This is a genomic window from Rhizobium sp. SRI_017 (assembly GCF_057586295.1).
In genome coordinates this window covers 73,543-90,756 of sequence record NZ_JBYCZP010000019.1, presented here as the reverse complement: position 1 = coordinate 90,756, position 17,214 = coordinate 73,543, and the positions used below count along the sequence as shown (strand labels likewise).

The 17,214-nt window shown below is 62.7% G+C and carries 22 protein-coding genes; 11 read left to right on the top strand and 11 right to left on the bottom strand.

The genetic code is table 11. From position 1 onward, the window contains the following. The first annotated feature begins 599 nt into the window (after window positions 1-599). The 3 genes from AC2YI2_RS29575 to AC2YI2_RS29565 are packed head-to-tail and all read left to right on the top strand — an operon-like array spanning window position 600 to window position 2,063. Entirely contained in the window at window positions 600-1,238 is a 639-nt protein-coding gene (locus AC2YI2_RS29575) for a TetR/AcrR family transcriptional regulator (protein ID WP_487390121.1), read from the top strand. Continuing rightward, window positions 1,235-1,774 (top strand): GFA family protein, encoded by a 540-nt coding sequence (locus tag AC2YI2_RS29570; protein ID WP_487390120.1) that lies wholly within the window; start codon window positions 1,235-1,237, stop codon window positions 1,772-1,774. Before AC2YI2_RS29575 ends, AC2YI2_RS29570 begins: the two co-directional genes overlap by 4 nt. Continuing rightward, window positions 1,767-2,063: a DUF6958 family protein gene (locus tag AC2YI2_RS29565; RefSeq protein WP_487390119.1), complete on the top strand. Its 297-nt coding sequence runs from the start codon at window positions 1,767-1,769 to the stop codon at window positions 2,061-2,063. The genes AC2YI2_RS29570 and AC2YI2_RS29565 overlap by 8 nt, the downstream gene beginning before the upstream one ends. A gap of 157 nt (window positions 2,064-2,220) precedes the next feature. On the opposite strand, the gene AC2YI2_RS29560 is transcribed toward AC2YI2_RS29565, so the two are convergent. Further along, a complete protein-coding gene (locus tag AC2YI2_RS29560) occupies window positions 2,221-3,036 on the bottom strand; it encodes a tetratricopeptide repeat protein (protein WP_487390118.1) in 816 nt (271 codons plus the stop codon). Window positions 3,037-3,173: 137 nt separating this feature from the next. On the opposite strand from AC2YI2_RS29560, the gene AC2YI2_RS29555 reads away from it, so the two are divergent. The 6 genes from AC2YI2_RS29555 to AC2YI2_RS29530 all read left to right on the top strand — a co-directional run bounded on the left by AC2YI2_RS29555 (window position 3,174) and on the right by AC2YI2_RS29530 (window position 8,415). Beyond that, window positions 3,174-4,571, top strand: a complete 1,398-nt coding sequence (locus AC2YI2_RS29555) for a leucyl aminopeptidase family protein (protein ID WP_487390117.1) — start codon at window positions 3,174-3,176, stop codon at window positions 4,569-4,571. 326 nt (window positions 4,572-4,897) lie between these two features. Continuing rightward, complete coding sequence (locus AC2YI2_RS29550; RefSeq protein ID WP_487390116.1) at window positions 4,898-5,245, top strand: MarR family transcriptional regulator; 348 nt, start codon at window positions 4,898-4,900, stop codon at window positions 5,243-5,245. Between the two features lie 48 nt (window positions 5,246-5,293). Next, window positions 5,294-6,139: a C40 family peptidase gene (locus AC2YI2_RS29545; protein ID WP_487390115.1), complete on the top strand. Its 846-nt coding sequence runs from the start codon at window positions 5,294-5,296 to the stop codon at window positions 6,137-6,139. A 144-nt stretch (window positions 6,140-6,283) separates the two neighbouring features. Continuing rightward, window positions 6,284-7,216 carry a VOC family protein gene (locus AC2YI2_RS29540; protein WP_487390137.1) on the top strand — a complete coding sequence of 311 codons (933 nt, stop codon included), beginning with the start codon at window positions 6,284-6,286 and terminating at the stop codon, window positions 7,214-7,216. Further along, window positions 7,217-7,837 carry an alpha/beta hydrolase gene (locus AC2YI2_RS29535; protein WP_487390114.1) on the top strand — a complete coding sequence of 207 codons (621 nt, stop codon included), beginning with the start codon at window positions 7,217-7,219 and terminating at the stop codon, window positions 7,835-7,837. A gap of 308 nt (window positions 7,838-8,145) precedes the next feature. Continuing rightward, window positions 8,146-8,415 (top strand): hypothetical protein, encoded by a 270-nt coding sequence (locus AC2YI2_RS29530; RefSeq protein WP_487390113.1) that lies wholly within the window; start codon window positions 8,146-8,148, stop codon window positions 8,413-8,415. On the opposite strand, the gene AC2YI2_RS29525 is transcribed toward AC2YI2_RS29530, so the two are convergent. The 4 genes from AC2YI2_RS29525 to AC2YI2_RS29510 all read right to left on the bottom strand — a co-directional run bounded on the left by AC2YI2_RS29525 (window position 8,416) and on the right by AC2YI2_RS29510 (window position 11,053). Then, a complete protein-coding gene (locus AC2YI2_RS29525; protein ID WP_487390112.1) occupies window positions 8,416-8,679 on the bottom strand; it encodes a hypothetical protein in 264 nt (87 codons plus the stop codon). A 23-nt stretch (window positions 8,680-8,702) separates the two neighbouring features. After that, on the bottom strand, window positions 8,703-10,244 hold the full coding sequence (locus tag AC2YI2_RS29520; RefSeq protein WP_487390111.1) for a winged helix-turn-helix domain-containing tetratricopeptide repeat protein: 1,542 nt from the start codon (window positions 10,242-10,244) through the stop codon (window positions 8,703-8,705). Between the two features lie 43 nt (window positions 10,245-10,287). Continuing rightward, on the bottom strand, window positions 10,288-10,518 hold the full coding sequence (locus tag AC2YI2_RS29515) for a hypothetical protein (protein WP_487390110.1): 231 nt from the start codon (window positions 10,516-10,518) through the stop codon (window positions 10,288-10,290). Window positions 10,519-10,801: 283 nt separating this feature from the next. Then, window positions 10,802-11,053, bottom strand: a complete 252-nt coding sequence (locus AC2YI2_RS29510; RefSeq protein ID WP_487390109.1) for a hypothetical protein — start codon at window positions 11,051-11,053, stop codon at window positions 10,802-10,804. Window positions 11,054-11,221: 168 nt separating this feature from the next. Between AC2YI2_RS29510 and AC2YI2_RS29505 the strand changes: the two genes are divergently transcribed. Further along, entirely contained in the window at window positions 11,222-11,644 is a 423-nt protein-coding gene (locus AC2YI2_RS29505; protein WP_487390108.1) for a VOC family protein, read from the top strand. Window positions 11,645-11,785: 141 nt separating this feature from the next. Here the strand turns inward: AC2YI2_RS29505 and AC2YI2_RS29500 are convergent, their stop codons facing one another. Beyond that, a complete protein-coding gene (locus tag AC2YI2_RS29500; RefSeq protein ID WP_487390107.1) occupies window positions 11,786-12,130 on the bottom strand; it encodes a RidA family protein in 345 nt (114 codons plus the stop codon). Between the two features lie 108 nt (window positions 12,131-12,238). Between AC2YI2_RS29500 and AC2YI2_RS29495 the strand changes: the two genes are divergently transcribed. Beyond that, window positions 12,239-12,913 (top strand): HAD-IA family hydrolase, encoded by a 675-nt coding sequence (locus AC2YI2_RS29495; RefSeq protein ID WP_487390106.1) that lies wholly within the window; start codon window positions 12,239-12,241, stop codon window positions 12,911-12,913. Between the two features lie 27 nt (window positions 12,914-12,940). Here the strand turns inward: AC2YI2_RS29495 and AC2YI2_RS29490 are convergent, their stop codons facing one another. The 5 genes from AC2YI2_RS29490 to AC2YI2_RS29470 are packed head-to-tail and all read right to left on the bottom strand — an operon-like array spanning window position 12,941 to window position 17,178. Next, window positions 12,941-13,348: a DUF2177 family protein gene (locus AC2YI2_RS29490; protein ID WP_487390136.1), complete on the bottom strand. Its 408-nt coding sequence runs from the start codon at window positions 13,346-13,348 to the stop codon at window positions 12,941-12,943. A gap of 18 nt (window positions 13,349-13,366) precedes the next feature. Beyond that, window positions 13,367-13,738, bottom strand: coding sequence for a DUF2147 domain-containing protein (locus AC2YI2_RS29485; protein ID WP_487390105.1), 372 nt, complete (start codon window positions 13,736-13,738; stop codon window positions 13,367-13,369). A gap of 29 nt (window positions 13,739-13,767) precedes the next feature. Next, window positions 13,768-15,003, bottom strand: coding sequence for a class I SAM-dependent methyltransferase (locus AC2YI2_RS29480; RefSeq protein ID WP_487390104.1), 1,236 nt, complete (start codon window positions 15,001-15,003; stop codon window positions 13,768-13,770). Next, on the bottom strand, window positions 14,990-15,820 hold the full coding sequence (locus AC2YI2_RS29475; protein ID WP_487390103.1) for a DUF1365 domain-containing protein: 831 nt from the start codon (window positions 15,818-15,820) through the stop codon (window positions 14,990-14,992). The genes AC2YI2_RS29480 and AC2YI2_RS29475 overlap by 14 nt, the downstream gene beginning before the upstream one ends. Further along, on the bottom strand, window positions 15,817-17,178 hold the full coding sequence (locus AC2YI2_RS29470) for an NAD(P)/FAD-dependent oxidoreductase (protein ID WP_487390102.1): 1,362 nt from the start codon (window positions 17,176-17,178) through the stop codon (window positions 15,817-15,819). Before AC2YI2_RS29470 ends, AC2YI2_RS29475 begins: the two co-directional genes overlap by 4 nt. Between the last annotated feature and the right edge of the window lie 36 nt (window positions 17,179-17,214).

The window sequence follows — 17,214 nt, the reverse complement described above, 5'->3', positions numbered from 1 at the left end:
CGCAACCAGGTCCTCTGGATGGAAGGACGCGCGCGTGAGGAGACGCGGAAATCGCTCCGCAAACACGTCGCGTCAGGTCAATATATGGGGGTGCCTAGTGGCGGAAGAACCGAGATTATCAGGCTCGGGACCAATTTCGGCCAATGCAGTACAGATGGCCGGTGGAGGTCATCATGGCCGATCCGCAAGCGAGGCGAACGGGTGCTGGAATGAGATTCATCTGCTGCCTCCTCTGTCTGAATTGCGGACGATGGTGATTACCATGCAGCTTGATGAAGTGCAACCCCACGATTGCGAATTGCGCGACTTGGAGGCGCCTGTTGCGGCAACGCAACAGGCCCGATGGCAGATCTCGATGCGCCTCAGGCGCCGCCGCACATATGCTGGCTGTCGGGCATTTCCCAGTTCGCGCCGGTGCGCAAGCCCGTTGTGGCGTAGACTCAGTGCCACATGAGTTCAGGGTCGTGGCGAAGGCGTGACAATTCCCTGGACGCCTGGAGCCGGGATCGTGTTCATGGCGCCTGAGTCGAAAATGGGTGATCGCGACGCTCTGAGAGAATCCTATTGAATACATACCGTACGTACGGTATGTATTGTTCATGCCAAGACCGACGAAACAGAATCCTGAACTCGGAGACGCGCGGACACGGTTGCTGGATGCGGCCTTGCGCCTGATCCGTGAGCGTGGCTTTGCCGCCACTTCCGTGGAAGACCTTTGTACCGCCGCCGGCGTGACCAAGGGGTCCTATTTCCATCATTTCAAGACCAAGGAGGCGCTCGGGGTGGCGGCCGCGGACCGCTGGATCGAGCTCACCAGCGCCTTCTTCGCGGCCGCACCCTATCACGAGCCAGAGGATCCGCGCGACCGGCTGCTCGCCTATGTCGCTTTCCGCAGGGCGATGATCGTCGGCGAGATCTCCGAATTCAGCTGCCTCGTGGGCACGATGGCGCAGGAGATCTACATGATCTCGCCCGCGATCCGGCAAGCCTGCGGCGAGGCCATGTTCGGCCATACCGCGACGCTCGAGGCCGACATAAGCGCAGCGATGGTGAAATACGGCATTGCGGGCGACTGGAGCGTCGCGAGCCTGGCACGGCACACACAGGGCGTGCTGCAGGGCGCCTTCGTGCTCGCCAAGGCCGGCAACGATCCGGCGCTTGCGCGGGAAAGTCTCGACCATCTCGATCGCTATGTCAGGCTGTTGTTCAAAATGCCCCAGGAGGAGCAAGCATCATGAACAGGATCACGCAACTCACCTGCCATTGCGGCAAGGTGCATATCGAGGTGGAGCGGGCGCCGCTCCTGAGCGCCGAGTGCCATTGCAACAGCTGCCGCGCTGCCGGCACACGGCTCGAAGCGGTGCCCGTCAATCCGCGCATGGTGGCACCGAATGGCGGTACCCGCTTCGTGCTCTATCGCAAGGACCGGGTGCGCTTCACCGCTGGCCTCGACCAGTTCAAGGAATTCCGCCTGAAACCGGACTCGCCGACGCGACGTGTGATTGCCGGTTGCTGCAACACGCCTCTGTTCCTTGAATTCAAGGGCGGGCATTGGCTAAGCATCTATGGAGGGCTGTGGCCGCACAACCAACTGCCGCCGCTCGACGTCCGGACGATGCTCGGTGACCGGAAGGACAAGCCGGTATTCGACGATGGGGTGCCATCAGGCACCTGGCCGACGGCGAAATTCTACGCCCTGCTGCTAAGCTCCTGGATCGCCATGGGCTTCCGGGTTCCGAAAATTCCCGTGACCGGAGGAGAGATCAATGCCTGACAGAAGCGAGAAGATCACGATCGAAAATATCGCCTCGCCCGGCCATACCTATCGGGTGGACCGCGCGAAATACGAGGCGATGCAAGAGGCGTTGATGGGAATCCTGCCGGCCGAGCCACCCGGCCTGACCGTGGCGGATGCCAAGACGGCACTGCTGCCGCATCTCTCCGAAGAGCTTTTCCCCGGTGGGGATAAGGCGGGATGGTGGCTCAAGGCCGTACATCTTGATCTTGAGGCCAAGGGCGTGATCGGGCGGACGCCGAAGCCCGTGCGGTTGTTCAAGAGGTGACTATCTTGCTCTCTCTTCTCCCCAGCGGGCCACCGCCGGGGCGAGCCGCCGGTCTCGCCCGTCCTTCGGACCCCCGCAGGGGAGAAGAGGGAGCAAGCTGCGTCCGCAACAGCCTGTGGAAAGCCGCCGATAGCCTCCGCATCGCGGCCTAGACTATTCAGTTCGTATTGTTGTCTTCGTTGGCCGAGAGCTTCTTCCAATTGCTGTCCTGTGCCAGCATGCCCTTGAGATAGGCCATGTTGGCCTCGGCCTGTTCGGCCGTCAGTTCCTGCCGGGCGATGGTCTCGGCATCCTGGAAGCGGCCTTGCAGACCGACCACGAGCGCCAGGTTCTGGCGGACGCGGCTGTCGGCGCCGGGCTGGCTGATCGCGGAGCGGAGATAGGTCTCGGCGGTCTTGAGGTCCTGTGTCAGCAGGTAGGACATGCCGAGATTGGAAAGCACCGAGGGATCGTTCGGCTTGATGTCGAGCGCCTCGCGATAGGCGGCGCGTGCCTGTTCGGCGCGGCCGAGCTGGTCGAGGATCGCGCCTTCGGCGGATTTCAGCTTCCAGTCGGGGCGATCGGGCGTCTGGGCGCGGTTGATCGTGCCGAGCGCCTGTTCGAGCTCGCCGGCGGCGGCCTGCGCCTTGCCATAGGTGGCCAGCACTTCGCGGTCGTTGGGAAAGAGGATCGCCATCTGGCGCATCACGGCGAGTGCCTGCGTGCTCTTGCCGGTCATACGGAGCACGGTCGCATATTGCAGGCCGGCCGTGCGATCCTTCGGGTTCTTGTCGTAGCGGGTGCCGACAGTGCGGGAGACGGCGGCGAGTTCCGTCTGCGTCATCTGTTCGATCGGGCGATTGACGCCGGGGATCGAGCCGGTGACGTCGCCGCGCTTGGTGGACGAGCATGAGGCGAGGAGCGCGAGGCCGACAATCGCAACTGGCAAGGCGAGCCGCTTCAGACCCATCGCGTGCCTCAACTGACCGATCATTGCCGAACCCCCGGAAAACGTCATGCGGCAGGCAAAATCTGCCGCAATCTTCACTCAAGCAATAATCTGTTAACCCTAATAGAATGTTAACGGGCGCATTTCCGCGTCCGCCTTCCGGCCGGTTTGCAAGGACGACCATGGCACCCTACCAGCTCATCGAACGCGCCTCTCCCTTCAACACCAAGGGCGGCAAGACGCTGCCGGTCTTTGCCGTGACGCCGGCGCATCTGGAGACCGAAATGGTCGATCCGGTGGCGCTCGAATGGGCCAGGAAGGCGGGGTGGAGGGCCGACAGCGGCGCCCTGCTGCTGGTACCCTCGGAAACCGGCAACCTCGGCGGCGCGCTTTTCGGCCTCGGCAAAACGCCGTCGGACCAGCCCTATCTCTCGGGCAAACTGGCGCGCCTGCTGCCATCTGGCGACTGGCATATCGAGACCGCGCCGCTAACGGCCAACCGGCTGCTGCTCGGCTATGGCCTCGGCAGCTACCGTTTCGAGAAATACAAATCCGGCACCGCCGACCGGCCGACGCTGATGATGCCTGCCGATGCCGATGCCGCGCGCATCAAGCGGCTGCTCGCCGGCGTATTCCTGGCGCGCGACCTGATCAATACGCCGACCAACGACATGGGGCCGGATGCGCTGGAAGCGGCCTTCCGAGACCTCGCGTCGCATTACAAGGCCGAGGTATCCGTGGTGCGCGGCGACGACCTGCTGCAGCAGAATTTCCCGCTGATCCATGCCGTTGGCCGCGCTTCGGAACAGGCACCGCGGCTGCTCAAGCTGCGCTGGGGCAAGAAGAACCACCGCAAGGTGACGCTGGTCGGCAAGGGCGTGACCTTCGACACCGGCGGCCTCGACATCAAGCCGTCCTCCTCCATGCTGCTGATGAAGAAGGACATGGGCGGCGCGGCCAATGTCATGGGCCTGGCGCTGATGATCATGGATGCCAAGCTTAAGGTCGACCTGACGGTGCTGGTGCCCGTCGTCGAGAATTCGATCTCCGGCAATGCCTTCCGGCCGGGCGACATCTACAAGAGCCGCGCGGGGCTCACCGTGCAGATCGACAATACCGATGCCGAGGGCCGGCTGATCCTGGCCGACGCGCTGGCGCTGGCCGACGAGGACGAGCCCGACCTGCTGATCGACATGGCGACGCTGACGGGGGCTGCACGCGTGGCGCTCGGCCCCGACCTGCCGCCCTTCTTCACCGACGACGAAGACCTCGCCGCGAGCCTCACCGATGCCAGCCTCGAAGTCGACGACCCGCTGTGGCGGCTGCCGCTCTACAAGGGCTATGAGAAGGACATCAACGCCAAGATCGCCGACCTAACCAACGCGCCCTCGGGTGGCATGGCGGGCGCGATCACGGCGGCGCTGTTCCTCAAGCGGTTCGTGAAGAAGACAGAGAGCTGGGCGCATTTCGACATCTATGGCTGGACGCCATCCGAACGGCCGTATGCGCCGGTGGGTGGGGAGGCGCAGGGGATACGGGCGATTTTCCAGATGCTGGAGGCGAAGAGCGCGCGGGGTTAGGATTCCCGGGAAGTTTCCACCCCTCACCAACTTCGGCCATGCGATCAGCTATGCTTCTCGCGGCCTGCGTATCCTCTCCCACAAGGGGAGAGGTAAAGTCGCGGCACCATCTTGCCACAAGCCAAGGCCGAGAGCGTGGCACCCTACCTCTCCCCTTGTGGGAGAGGATAGCAAGTCTGCGTGAGACGAAGTCAAATGCATAGACGCGCTTGGTGAGGGGTAAGCGCCCCGCTCCGAAGCCCAATTAACCACACCCCTCATCTCCATTTGCACATCCGCTCGCCTTCCCCGAAAATGGAACGGTCTCGAAACGATCGGAGCCGGTCTTGCCTGTGGAACTTTCTGCCTCGCAGGCGCTCGGCCTTTGGCACCAGGTGTCGCTCGGACAGGTGAAATCGGGTGCCACCGATCTCACCATGCGGCAGATGGCGATCCTCTTGCATATCTATCTGGTGCCGCCGCCGCATACGGTGCGGGGGCTGGCGGCGGTGCTGCATGTCACAAAGCCGGTGATCACGCGGGCGCTCGACACGATGGGCGAGATGGGGATCGTTGACCGGGTGCGGGATACCAGCGACCGGCGCAATGTGATCATAAAAAGGACATTGGCGGGTGCACTTTTTCTCGAAAAATTTGGAGATCTGGTGATAGATCAGGCCAGACGCCTGCCGTGAGGCAAGGCGGAGCCTGCTAGGGCAAAGCGAAGCTTGCCGGAGGATACCATGCTCGACCGTCGCCTGAATGCCTTCCGTTCCGACCTTGCCGAGAAATCGCTCGAGGGGCAGGTTGAGGCATTGCGGTTCGTCGAGGGTAAGCCGGCGCGGGTGAGTGCGCCGACCGTGGCGATGCGGCCGCAGCCGAGCCTCGCATCGGGAATCGACACGGAACTGCTGTTCGGCGAACCGGTGAGCGTGCTCGACCGGCGTGACGGCTGGGCCTGGGTGAAATCCGGCGTCGACGATTATGTCGGCTATGTCGAGGAGACGGCGCTTGGCGACGCCGGATCGGAACCGACGCATTGGGTGACGGCGCCGCGGACCTTCATATATCGCGACCCTGACATGAAGACGCCCTCGGTGAATGCACTTTCCATGGGCAGCCGCCTGACAGTGACCGGCGAAGCCGAGACGCGGGGCACGAAATACCTGCTGGTCGAGGGCGGTGCGGTCATCGCCAAGCATGTCGGGGCAGTCGATGTTCCCGTATCGGATGATTATGTGGCGGTGGCGTCGCGTTTTCTCGAGAGCCCCTATCTCTGGGGTGGACGTTCCGGCTTCGGGCTCGACTGCTCAGGCCTCGTGCAGCTTTCGATGATGATGACCGGCCGCAAGGTGCTGCGCGATACCGATATGCAACGTGCCTCTGTTGGCACGGAGATCGGCCGTGGCGATCTCCGGCGCGGCGATCTCGTGTTCTGGAAGGGTCACGTGGCCATCATGACCGACGGTGAGACGATGATCCATTCGAGTGGCTTCACCATGGATGTGTCGCATGAGGGGCTCGACGATGCGATCCGGCGCATCGAACCGATGTATGGCTTGCCGCTGATCTATCGTCGGCCGTCGTAAACAATTATCAGTATCGCATATCGATAATCGTTCAGTAATCGGAAACAATCCGTGCTCGCGGCCTGATATTTCCGAGCGCCGGGAGAAGGCGCATATACGGTTCATCCAATCAAGACCCGGCATGGCCGGAGAAAGAAGATGACCATGTTGAACCAGATCAAGGGACTGCACCACGTCACCTCGATGGCTGCGGATGCACGGCAGAACAACCTGTTCTTCACCGACACGCTCGGCCTTCGCCGCGTGAAGAAGACCGTGAATTTCGACGCCCCTGATGTCTATCACCTCTATTACGGCGACGAAGTCGGCACGCCCGGCACCGTCATGACCTACTTCCCCTTCCCCGATATCGGCCGCGGCCGCCCGGGTACCGGCGAAGTCGGCACGACCGTGCTTTCGGTTCCCGAGGGTTCGCTCGGCTTCTGGGAAGAGCGCCTGACCAAGAAGGGCGTTACTGGCCTCAAGCGCGAGGAAACCTTCGGCGAGAAGCGCCTGAACTTTGCCGGCCCCGACGGCGACGGTTTTGCGCTGGTCGAGGTCAAGGAAGACAGCCGCGCGCCGTGGACCGAGAATGGCGTCAGCGCCGATCATGCAATACGCGGCTTCCATTCGGTCGCCATGCGCTTGCGTGACGAAGGTGCGACCGCCGAACTCATGAAGTTCATGGGGTACCAGCAGCTCGACAAGAAGGATGGCGTGACCAGGCTGATCATGCCCGATGGCAATGATGCCAAGTTCATCGACCTCGAGACGATGCCGAACATCAACAGAGGCCTGCAGGGCGCGGGTTCGGTGCACCATGTCGCCTTTGCGGTCGACAACCGTGCGACCCAGCTCGAAGTGCGCAAGGCGCTGCTGGATACCGGCTATCAGGTGACGCCCGTCATCGACCGAGACTACTTCTGGGCGATCTATTTCCGGACCCCGGGCGGTGTCTTGTTCGAGGTAGCGACCAACGAGCCGGGCTTCGACCGCGACGAGGACACCAAGCATCTCGGGGAAGGCCTGATGCTGCCTCAGCAGCACAAGCACCTGCGGCCGATCCTGGCCCAGACGCTGCAGAAGCTGGAGGCGTAAATGGCGACGATCGAAGTTTCGCGTGAGCATGGCTATCTGCACCGGGTGAAACCCGGTGCAGAGGGCAAGCCGATCTTCTTCGTGTTTCATGGCACTGGTGGAGACGAGAACCAGTTCTTCGAATTCGGCGCCGACCTGGTGCCTGACGCGACGATCATCTCGCCACGCGGCGATGTCTCGGAATATGGCGCGGCACGCTTCTTCAAGCGCACCGGCGAGGGCGTCTACGACATGGCCGACCTCGCACGGGCGACCGACAAGATGGCTGAGTTCGTCGTGGCGCTGAAGGAAGAGAACAAGGCGGGCGAGGTGATCGGCCTCGGCTTCTCGAACGGGGCGAATATTCTTGCCAATATCCTGATCGAGAAGGGCAAGCTGTTCGACAAGGCGGTGTTGATGCATCCGCTGATCCCCTTCAAGCCGAAGGACAATCCTGATCTCAAGGGTACCAAGGTGCTGATCACAGCCGGCCGAACCGATCCGATCGGGCCGGAGCGAGTAACCCAGGCGCTCAACGATTATCTCCTTGGGCAGGGTGCCGATGTGACGATCGACTGGCACAATGGCGGGCATGAGATCCGCAAGAACGAGGTCGAGGCGGTGCAGCGGTTTTTGAAGTGACGCTGTGGCTTTGGTGGGGGTGATGATAACCCCTCACCAAGCGTGTCCAGAACTCGACTTCGTCTCGTTCGGACTTGCTATCCTCTCCCACAAGGGGAGAGGTAGACTCGCGGCGTGGCGGTGCCTCAAGCAAAGCCGAGAGCGAGGCACCGTGCCTCTCCCCTTGTGGGAGAGGATACGAAGGCCGGGTGAACTTCAGTGAACCCTTGGCCGAAGTTGGTGAGGGGTTTCACCACAGGAGCGTACTCCTCCCCTTGCGCACCGTGCCTCGCTCACGCAAGATCCGCATGCCTGTGAGGGAGGACGCCATGAACGACATGCCGACAACGCCGTCGAAGAAACCAGCCACATGGAAGCTCATACTGGCGGGGATTCTGGACTTCATCACCGCCTTCTCCGGCTTCGGCTTCCTGGTGGGGTGGTTGACCGGCGGCCTGACCGGCAACGGCTTCAGCCTCACCGGCGCCCCGGCGCTGGTCTGCTTCCTGCTGATCATCGCCTATTTCATCGTGTTCAACACATATCTCGGCGGCACGATCTGGCGGTGGATTCTGGGTGCGCGCAAGGTGCAGCCGTAGTCAGTTCTTGCAGGCGAAGGCGGCCTTGAGATTGGCGGGCGCTTCGTCCGAGCACGACGCCTTGTGCAGCGCGGCGCTGCAAACCCCGGAGAGTTTGCCGGCATTGTCGATCAGGCAGGACAGCGCGGCACTGCGCGACATGACCAGCCCGCAATTGGCTTTCACATCGTCCTGGCATCTGGCGCGTATTTCGGCGCGGCCATCGGCTTGCGCCGCTCCCGTCATTGCCAAGACCAGTGCGGAAGCTATCAAAATCAGTCTCATGAAAATCGTCCCCATTGTCTCAATCAGGTCGTGCCGGCGACGGAATTTTGTGCCGCGCCGCGGTTGAGTGCCCTATCACGAAACGCCTGTTCGGCGATACGGACGCCCTTCTGAAAATGCGCGAGATCGGCCTCATGTTCGAACTCCGTCCAGTCGCGGCAGCATTGGTCGATATCCGTGGGCTGAAGCTTGGACATGAGCTTTTCGAAGGACGTGGCGGCGGCATCGAGCCTGCCGGACATGGCTTGGGCGGCCGCGAGCCACATGGTGTGAAACGGACCGGCATCCGGCGACCGCGCCATGACCTCGGCAGCCTCTTCATAGGAGCCCAGCGCATAGAGCGTGTAGGCGAGGTCGCCGTCGTACCAGAAGGGCCGGAACGGGTTGAGCGCGATCGCCTTGCGGATCAGGGTGGCGCCTTCCTCGGGCCAGCCGCGCATGGATCGGACAAAGCCGAGCTGGGCGAGCGCATCGGCATCATAGGGATTGAGATCGTGGGCGCGTCGGAGAAACTGCTCCGCCGCCTCATGCTCCCTGAGATAGAGGCGGACGAGGCCCATGATGCGATAACAGCGCGACTCCTCGGGTTCGAGCGTGATGGCGAGCATCACGCGGTCGCGCGCGGTTTCGAGGACATGGCGCGGTGCGGCGCCGTAGTCGGCGATGATGATCTCGGCCAGAGCAAGATAGGCGTGGGCGAGCGCACAGTCCGGATCGAGCTCGATCGCTCGGAGGAGATGATCGCGCGCCCGCTCATTGACGCCGGCTCCATAGCCACGCAGGAAGGCGACGCCGCGGGTGAAATTCTCGAAGGCCGCGAGATTGGCGGATTGCGCCGGCTGCTGGAGAATGGCGCTGTCAATATTCGACACCAGCCGCGAAATGATCGTTGCCGCGATCTCCGCATTGACGTTGAAGAGATCGGTCTCGGCGAAATCGAACTGGTTGCCCCAGACCTGCTGCCCCGAGGGTGCGTGGCTGAGCGAGACCGAAACCAGCAGGCGTCCGGCGCGGCGCAGGACGGAACCCTCGACAATGAATTCGGCGCCGAGCGCCTTGCCGATCTCCGCGAGCGACGGTCGCTGGTCCACCGGAAAGGCGAAAGCGGAGTTCCGGGCGATGACGACGATCGATTTGAAGCGGGCAAGGCCGAAGGTGATCTCCTCGACCATACCGTCGATGATCGCATCATCGGCGCCGTCGGCGGCACGATTGCGGAATGGCAGGATGGCAAGGGATGGATAGGTCTGCTCCGCCGTGGCCGGAGGCACGGCAGATGCCAGCACATAGCCGCGTTTGGGGACAGTCTTCAGGAGGCCGTCGGCACCGAGAACCTTGCGCAATTCGCTGACGCATTGGGTGAGCGAATCCTCCGACACGAAGAGGCCCGGCCATACGGCTTCCAGCAACTCTTCCTTGGACACCACGCGACCACGGTTGTGCGCAAGATGGCAAAGGAAGGCGAAGGTCTTGGCGCGAACCGGCACCACGACGCCGTCGCGGCTCAGCATGCCGCATGTGGCATCCAACCTGAACTCGCCGATCTCGATGGCCGTGTCCGCCAAATCCGGAGCCCCCGCCGCGCAGAGGCTCTAGGTTTGGCCAATGTCAGGCCCAAGTCAAGAACGGCAAGGGCAGACGGGGCAGCGCGAACCAGCGGAGCGAGATACGCGGTGCCACCCATTTCGGCTTCGCGGGCGGCGATTTGAGGGATGAAACGCCGTCCAGGAAGTAGGCCTGTTCCGATCCTATCGGCCTGTCGAGACTGGACTGGACGAGGTCGAGATAGATATCGGCCCGTTCATGATCATGAAACCGCTCCGAGAGATGCCCTGCCATAGCTGCCTCCTGTCTGGTGTCACAGGAGAATGCGCGCCGCGGTGCCGGAAATCCTGAAAGAAATCCGAAATCTCGCTGAGCGGTGCTCATGGTACGTCCGAGCCGATCGCCTCTGATCCTGGCGGAAAGGTGCCTGGCCCTTCGGGTTGGCTGAAACGGGCCGCCTGATCGACCGGCCGGCTTGGCCGTAGAGCGAGGCTACGACGCGCGCCAGCCGGTCGACCATCCGACTCCGTTTGAGCCAACAGAACTGCTTCCATTTAACAATGAAGCGCTCTAGGCCTCAGGGCTGCTCGCGGATACCCGGCGCCGTGTTGTCCTCGTCGGGGTCGACATCGGACTTCACGACATAGCTGTCGCGGCCATATTTGAGGGCGGCCTTGACGGCGTCGGCGCTTGGCAGGTCGTCTGGATCGAGCGCATCGGGCTGCTTGCCATCGTGGAGTTCGCGGTCGGTCTCGTTGCGGTAGAGATCTTCGTCGTCGATATCGAACGGGCGGCCGGTCGTGCGGTTGTCGTTGCTGGGCTTTTCCATCGGGAGCCTCCTTGTTTCGCAGGGGCAACGCGGAGAGGCAACAGCGGTTCCGATTCGGATTTCTGCGGTCTTGCCAAAAAAGCTCGTCGAGAATGTCGGATTGGCCAATCGCCCTTCGTCGTGTCTGCGAACCCGGGGATACGGGCCATCAACGAAGAGGAGACCGACATGACCGAAGCCGAGGCCAGTACACCGATGCAGATGCCCAAGACGCTCAACAATCTCCTACCCTACCTGACTGTCGACGGAACGCAAAAGGCCGCTGAATTCTACAAAGCCGCATTTGGCGCCGAGATCGCTTTCGCGGTGCCGCCCGACGAGAAGGGCCGGACCATGCATATGCATCTCTATATCAACGGTTCATCGCTGATGTTGTCGGATGCCTATCCTGACTATGGCCATCCATACGAGAAGCCGCAGGGCTTCATGCTGCAGCTGATCGTCGACGACATCGACGTCTGGTGGGAGCGGGCGGTGAAGGCAGGAGTCGAGGTGGTGACGCCGGTGGAACTGATGTTCTGGGGCGCCCGCTGGGGCCAGGTGAGAGATCCGTTCGGCGTGTTGTGGGCCTTCAACGAGGACAAGAAGTAGTTTCCCTTTGCCCCTCACCCTGACCCTCTCCCCGCATGCGGGGAGAGGGGACGCTAGAGGCGCCAACAGTGCCACAAGTCCCTTCTCCCCGTCATAACGGGGAGAAGGTGCCGGCAGGCGGATGAGGGGCAACTGTACCGATCAGCCGACGGCGGCGATGATGCCGATCTCGACCTTATATTCCGGGCCGGCGAGCTTGGACTCGACGGTGGCGCGGGCCGGACCCTGGCCGGCCGGCAGCCAGGCTTCCCAGGCGGCGTTCATCTCGCCGAAGGTCGACATGTCGGTCAGCCAGATCGTGGCGGAGAGCAGCTTGGTCTTGTCCGAGCCGGCGCGGGCGAGCAGCGAATCGACGCTGGCGAGGATGTCCTTGGTCTGCTCGGCAACGCTGGCGCCTTCGCCGACCTGGCCGGCGAGGAATACGAAGCCGTTATAGACCACGGCCTGGCTCATGCGGGCACCGGGGTCGAAGCGCTGGATGTTCATGGAATTCTCCCTCAAATGAATGCGTGACGGGTCGCCGCGGCGGCCTGTCGGCCTTGACGAGGCGGCGTGCCCGCTGCCATGTCACATCGCTTCACGAGGAACAAGCCTTTGACGTCCGAGCCCGCCGTTTTCCGCAAGACCTACGCCGCCTTCCTGTTCGACATGGACGGGACGCTCCTGAGTTCGATCGCCGCCGCCGAACGCGTGTGGGGCGCCTGGGCGCGCCGCCACGGGATCGAGGTCGAGACATTCCTTGCGACGATCCATGGCATGCGCGCCGAGGACACGATCCGCCGGCAGAACCTCGAAGGCATCGATATCGATGTCGAGGTCGAATGGGTGCAACAGGGCGAACTCGACGATGTCGAGGGCGTGCATGCGATCGACGGCATCGTCGATTTCCTCAATGCCCTGCCCGACGACCGCTGGGCGATCGTGACCTCGGCGACGAAACAACTGGCGGGCCGCCGTCTCGAGGCCGCCGGAATCACGCCGCCGAAGACCTTCATCTCCGCCGAGGACGTCACGCGCGGCAAGCCGGCGCCGGACTGCTTCCTGCTTGCGGCCGAACGGCTCGGCGTGAAGGCGTCGGACTGCCTGATCTTCGAGGATGCGCCGGCGGGTATCGCGGCGGCCGAAGCGGCCGGTGCGGATGTGATGGTGATCACGGCGACACACAGCCAGCCCTATGAGACGCAGCACGCCAAGACCGGCAGCTATGTCGATATCGTCATATCCACACGCGACGATGGGCTGCTTTCGGTCGAGCGCCGGCGGGCTTGAACAGAGTCTCCTCGACCCATGCCGCCTTCAATCGATGAAGCTTCTGGTGATGCGGTAGCCGGCGCCCGCAGCGACCGCCGACAGTAAAGTGCCCCAGGCGAGGTCGACGACAGTCAGCATTGTCGACCAGTTCTTGAGCGTCGCCTGATTGGTGAGGTCATAGGTAGCGTAAGCGGCGAAGCCGAAAATCGCGCCATGGAGGAGAGCCGTGGCAAGTCCCTTGCCGGGCTCGAGGGACGGCAGAACGGCGAAGAATGTCAGCGCCGCCACGAAGATCAGGTAGAACAGCAATGCCGGCGCTACGCGAAACTCAGGCGCCAGCATGTCGCCGAGGGTTGGGCGGTAGAGCACATCGGCCATCCCGCGCAACCAAATGGCATCGATCGCCACGAAGATGATGAAGGTGGAGGCAAAAGCGACGACGTTGACCTTCATGCCCAAGTTCACGCTCCCTTACTTGATGCGCGTCCAGCCGACGCCCTTGCAGAGCAGGCCGCCGAGCACGCAGCCCTTGGATGTCATCTTGCTGTCGCCCACGTCGAGTGTGATCTTGTAGCTCATGTCCCGTTGGGGATCGAAGGCGGAGCCGCTATATGTGTTGTCCGACACTTTCTCGATCTTCATCACCAGCACGTCTCCGGCCTTTTCGCTCGGCGTACCCGGCTTGATCCAGGTATTGGTGGCACAGATATCGGCACCGCATTTGGCGATCTTGACCTTGGCCTTGCCGTCGCTGCGCGCCCAATCGCCGTTAATGTCCGCCGCCTGCGCCATGCCGGCGGCGCCAAGCGCGATCGCCGATGCAATCAACAGTGAAGTCTTCATGTCGTCACTCCTTGCTTCGCGGGACGAGATTACCCGTCCGCATGCTTCAACGTGTAGAACCCGACATTGATCGAGCCCTCTTCGAAACCCGCCTCGCAATAACAGAGATAATATTCCCAGAGCCGCTTGAACCGCTCGTCGAAACCGAGTGCCGCGACCGATGGCCAAGCCCCGCGGAAGCGACCGCACCAGTCGGCGAGCGTCCGGGCATAGGACTTGCCGAAATGCTCGACCTCCTTCAGCGCGAGGCCGGCGCGCCGGATCTCCGTGGAGAGCGCGGAATCCGAGGGCAGGAAGCCCCCCGGGAACACATATTTCTGGATGAAATCCGCGTTCTTCCGGTAGGCCCCGTAGCGCTTTTCCTCGATCGAGATGATCTGCAACAGCACCGTTCCGCCATGCTTGAGGCACCGGCGAAGGGTGTCGAAATAGCTCGGCCAATAGGCCTCGCCGACGGCCTCGAACATTTCGATCGATACGATGCGGTCGTAGGTGCCCTCGACATCGCGATAATCCTGGATACGAAGATCTACCTGGCCGGCCTTGCCGGAACGAGCGATTACATCCTTTGCCCAGGCGAGCTGCGACGGGGACAGCGTGATACCGGTCACCTCAGCGTCCGCTTCAACCGCGAGATGCTCGGCAAGCGCGCCCCAGCCGCAGCCTATTTCCAGAACGGTTTCGCCACCGTTGAGTTCCAGCTTTTCGTGAATGCGATTCAGTCGATGCTGCTGGGCCTCATCGAGGGTTCTGGTCTCTTCGGTCCAGATGGCGGAGGAATAGAGCATCGAGGGGTCGAGCCACGCCTTGTAGAAATCATTGCCCAGGTCGTAGTGGGCCTCGATGTTCTTGCGCGCGCCCTTGCGGGTGTTCGGATGGAGGATATGGAAGACGCGGTTGGCGAGGCGCATCAATAAGCTGCCTGATATCGCCGGCGCCAGTGCTTCATCGTTGCGGGCCGCGAGGCGAATGACGGCGGTCAAATCGGGCGTGGACCAGTCGCCGTCCATATAGGCCTCGGCAAAGCCGATGTCGCCCGAGGCAATGACCCGCCGCAGCATGCGCCAGCGCTTGACCACAATGACAGCATCCGGGCCGTCTTCCATGCCGGCCTTCTCGACAACGGCACCGGAAGGCAGCACCACGCGCAGGCGGCCATATTCGAGCCCGGCAATGAAGCGGCGCACGATGCGGGCGCCAAAACCATTGGCGCCGGGGCGGACATGGCTTTCGACGGAGATTGCGCTGTCTTCAAGCTGGCTCATGAGCGGAGACTTCCTTCGGGCGGGCGGGGAGCCGCACCACCGAAACGGGGTTTTCCGGAGGCGCGGGATGGGAAACCAGCCTGACGCGCTTCAGCCAAATCTTCAAGGCTTCCCAATGAATTCCACCAATAACTCTGAGCGTTAGGAACGGAATCGCAAAGAAAGCGGCAAGCAACGCCTTGTCCGTCAGCTCTTGCTTACGTGCCACATGGCGGGCGCCGAGCACCTTGCCCTCGGCGTCCGATGTGTCGATGCGGATCGAAAGCGTATCGTCGGGCGGATAGACACGGAACTCGTAGCGCAGATCCATGTCCATGAAGGGCGAGACATAGAAGGCCTTGTCGCAATGCTGGACGATCTCGCCGCCGGGGCCGATCTGATCGACCGGGATCATATAGGCATGACGTTCGTGAAAGGTATTGTCGACCTCCCAGAGGATCGCGGCGAGGGAGCCATCGCGGCGATAGCAGAAAAAGGTCGAGAGCGGATTGAAGGCCCAGCCGAGCAGGCGCGGCATGGTGAGCAGCCGGATCGGCCCGCCATCGGGCTCTATGCCGGCCGATCGCATGGTGCGTTCGACCTGACCCTTGAGGTCGCGGCCGCTGCCATCGCCACGGTCCTTGCGGTGGAAAGAGAAGAGGTTGAAGCGATCGACGGAAAACCATTTGAGGCGGCGGTCGGTCTCGTCGAGTTCGTCGAGATCAAGCAGCAGCGAATAGATCCGGTAGCTGAGCTTGTGCACACGGGGCTTTAGACGGGCATGGGTGACATGGCCGGGATAGAGCGCGGATGCGAGAGGCTGTCCGTGTGACGTCATGCCATGACCTCGACGGCCGCCGGCCAGGCGATCGGGCGGCGGACGATGCGAGCGCTTTCGGCGCCGACCTGCCAGGGGCGGCGGACGCCTCCGAGATCCTCGGCGACGGCCAGACCGGCCTGCAGGCCATCCTCGTGAAAGCCACTGCCGAAATGCGCTCCACAGAACCAGGTGTTGCGGACGCCTTGCAGTGACCAGAGTTCGTGCTGGGCGCGTTCGGTAGCAAGATCGAAGATCGGGTGTTCATATGTCTCGCTGCGGATGATGGTCTCGTCGCGGGGCGCACGGCAGGGATTGAGTGTGACGAAGGTGGGCGGAGCAGCACCGAGCGGCTGCAGCCGATTCATCCAGTAAGTAACCGACGGCTGACTGAGGCCGTCGGACGTGTCGGCGAGATAGTTCCAGCTCGACCAGGCGGCGCGGCGCTTCGGCATCAGGCTCGCATCGCCATGCAGCACCGCTTCGTTCGTCGAATAGCGGAAGGCACCGAGCGTGCGACGCTCGTCGTCGGTCGCATCGGTGAGCATGCGAAGCGCCTGGTCGGCATGGGTGGCGATGACGACATCGTCGAACAGGTCGGCATTGCCGCTGGCATCTCTGACCTCGACGCGGCCCGCCAGCCGTCGGATCGCTCCGACCGGCGTCGAGGTCAGGATGCGGCCTGCGAAACGCGACGCCATGCGGCTCACATATTCGCGGCTGCCGCCCTGGACCGTGCGCCACAATGGGCGGCCCCAGAGTTCGAGCAGACCGTGATTGCGGCAGAAGCGGACGAAATTTGCCGCAGGGTAATCGCCGACTTCCGCCGATGGTGTCGACCAGATGGCGGCGGCCATCGGATAGAGGTGCTCGTTGCGGAAGGCTCGGCCATAGGCGTTGCGGGCGAGATATTCGTCGAGCGACATGTCGCCCATGGTGGGCAGGTCACGCACGGCGTTTCGGTAGAAGCGCAATATGTCCGCCACCATCGACCAGAATCGCGGGCTCGCGAGATTGCTGGCCTGAGCGAGCAAACCGAGGCCGGTGCCGCCGGAATATTCGAAGGCGCCGTTACCGATCGAAACGGCGAAGGACATGCTGGAGGCTGCTGTCGGGACCTCGAGATGACGGAAGAGCGCGGTGAGGTTGGGATAGGTGACCTCGTTATAGACAATGAAGCCGGTATCGACCGCGACCCGTCCGGTGGGACTGTCGAATTCGACTGTGTTGGAGTGGCCGCCGATGCGGTCGGCTGCCTCGAAGACCGTGACGTCATGGCGCTGGGAGAGCAGCCACGCGGCCGAGAGGCCAGAGATCCCCGTTCCGATCACCGCTATCTTCAGCGGTCGACCGCCGCCGTTCCTATCGTGATAACCCATCGCGTCCCTCTCGGCCTCATGTGCTCGCCCGGATAA

Coding starts and splice junctions, on each gene's coding strand:
- AC2YI2_RS29575 (WP_487390121.1), top strand. CDS start 600: ATGCCAAGACCGACGAAACAGAATCCTGAACTCGGAGACGCGCGGACA.
- AC2YI2_RS29570 (WP_487390120.1), top strand. CDS start 1,235: ATGAACAGGATCACGCAACTCACCTGCCATTGCGGCAAGGTGCATATC.
- AC2YI2_RS29565 (WP_487390119.1), top strand. CDS start 1,767: ATGCCTGACAGAAGCGAGAAGATCACGATCGAAAATATCGCCTCGCCC.
- AC2YI2_RS29560 (WP_487390118.1), bottom strand. CDS start 3,036: ATGATCGGTCAGTTGAGGCACGCGATGGGTCTGAAGCGGCTCGCCTTG.
- AC2YI2_RS29555 (WP_487390117.1), top strand. CDS start 3,174: ATGGCACCCTACCAGCTCATCGAACGCGCCTCTCCCTTCAACACCAAG.
- AC2YI2_RS29545 (WP_487390115.1), top strand. CDS start 5,294: ATGCTCGACCGTCGCCTGAATGCCTTCCGTTCCGACCTTGCCGAGAAA.
- AC2YI2_RS29540 (WP_487390137.1), top strand. CDS start 6,284: ATGTTGAACCAGATCAAGGGACTGCACCACGTCACCTCGATGGCTGCG.
- AC2YI2_RS29535 (WP_487390114.1), top strand. CDS start 7,217: ATGGCGACGATCGAAGTTTCGCGTGAGCATGGCTATCTGCACCGGGTG.
- AC2YI2_RS29530 (WP_487390113.1), top strand. CDS start 8,146: ATGAACGACATGCCGACAACGCCGTCGAAGAAACCAGCCACATGGAAG.
- AC2YI2_RS29525 (WP_487390112.1), bottom strand. CDS start 8,679: ATGAGACTGATTTTGATAGCTTCCGCACTGGTCTTGGCAATGACGGGA.
- AC2YI2_RS29515 (WP_487390110.1), bottom strand. CDS start 10,518: ATGGCAGGGCATCTCTCGGAGCGGTTTCATGATCATGAACGGGCCGAT.
- AC2YI2_RS29510 (WP_487390109.1), bottom strand. CDS start 11,053: ATGGAAAAGCCCAGCAACGACAACCGCACGACCGGCCGCCCGTTCGAT.
- AC2YI2_RS29505 (WP_487390108.1), top strand. CDS start 11,222: ATGACCGAAGCCGAGGCCAGTACACCGATGCAGATGCCCAAGACGCTC.
- AC2YI2_RS29500 (WP_487390107.1), bottom strand. CDS start 12,130: ATGAACATCCAGCGCTTCGACCCCGGTGCCCGCATGAGCCAGGCCGTG.
- AC2YI2_RS29490 (WP_487390136.1), bottom strand. CDS start 13,348: ATGAAGGTCAACGTCGTCGCTTTTGCCTCCACCTTCATCATCTTCGTG.
- AC2YI2_RS29485 (WP_487390105.1), bottom strand. CDS start 13,738: ATGAAGACTTCACTGTTGATTGCATCGGCGATCGCGCTTGGCGCCGCC.
- AC2YI2_RS29480 (WP_487390104.1), bottom strand. CDS start 15,003: ATGAGCCAGCTTGAAGACAGCGCAATCTCCGTCGAAAGCCATGTCCGC.
- AC2YI2_RS29475 (WP_487390103.1), bottom strand. CDS start 15,820: ATGACGTCACACGGACAGCCTCTCGCATCCGCGCTCTATCCCGGCCAT.
- AC2YI2_RS29470 (WP_487390102.1), bottom strand. CDS start 17,178: ATGGGTTATCACGATAGGAACGGCGGCGGTCGACCGCTGAAGATAGCG.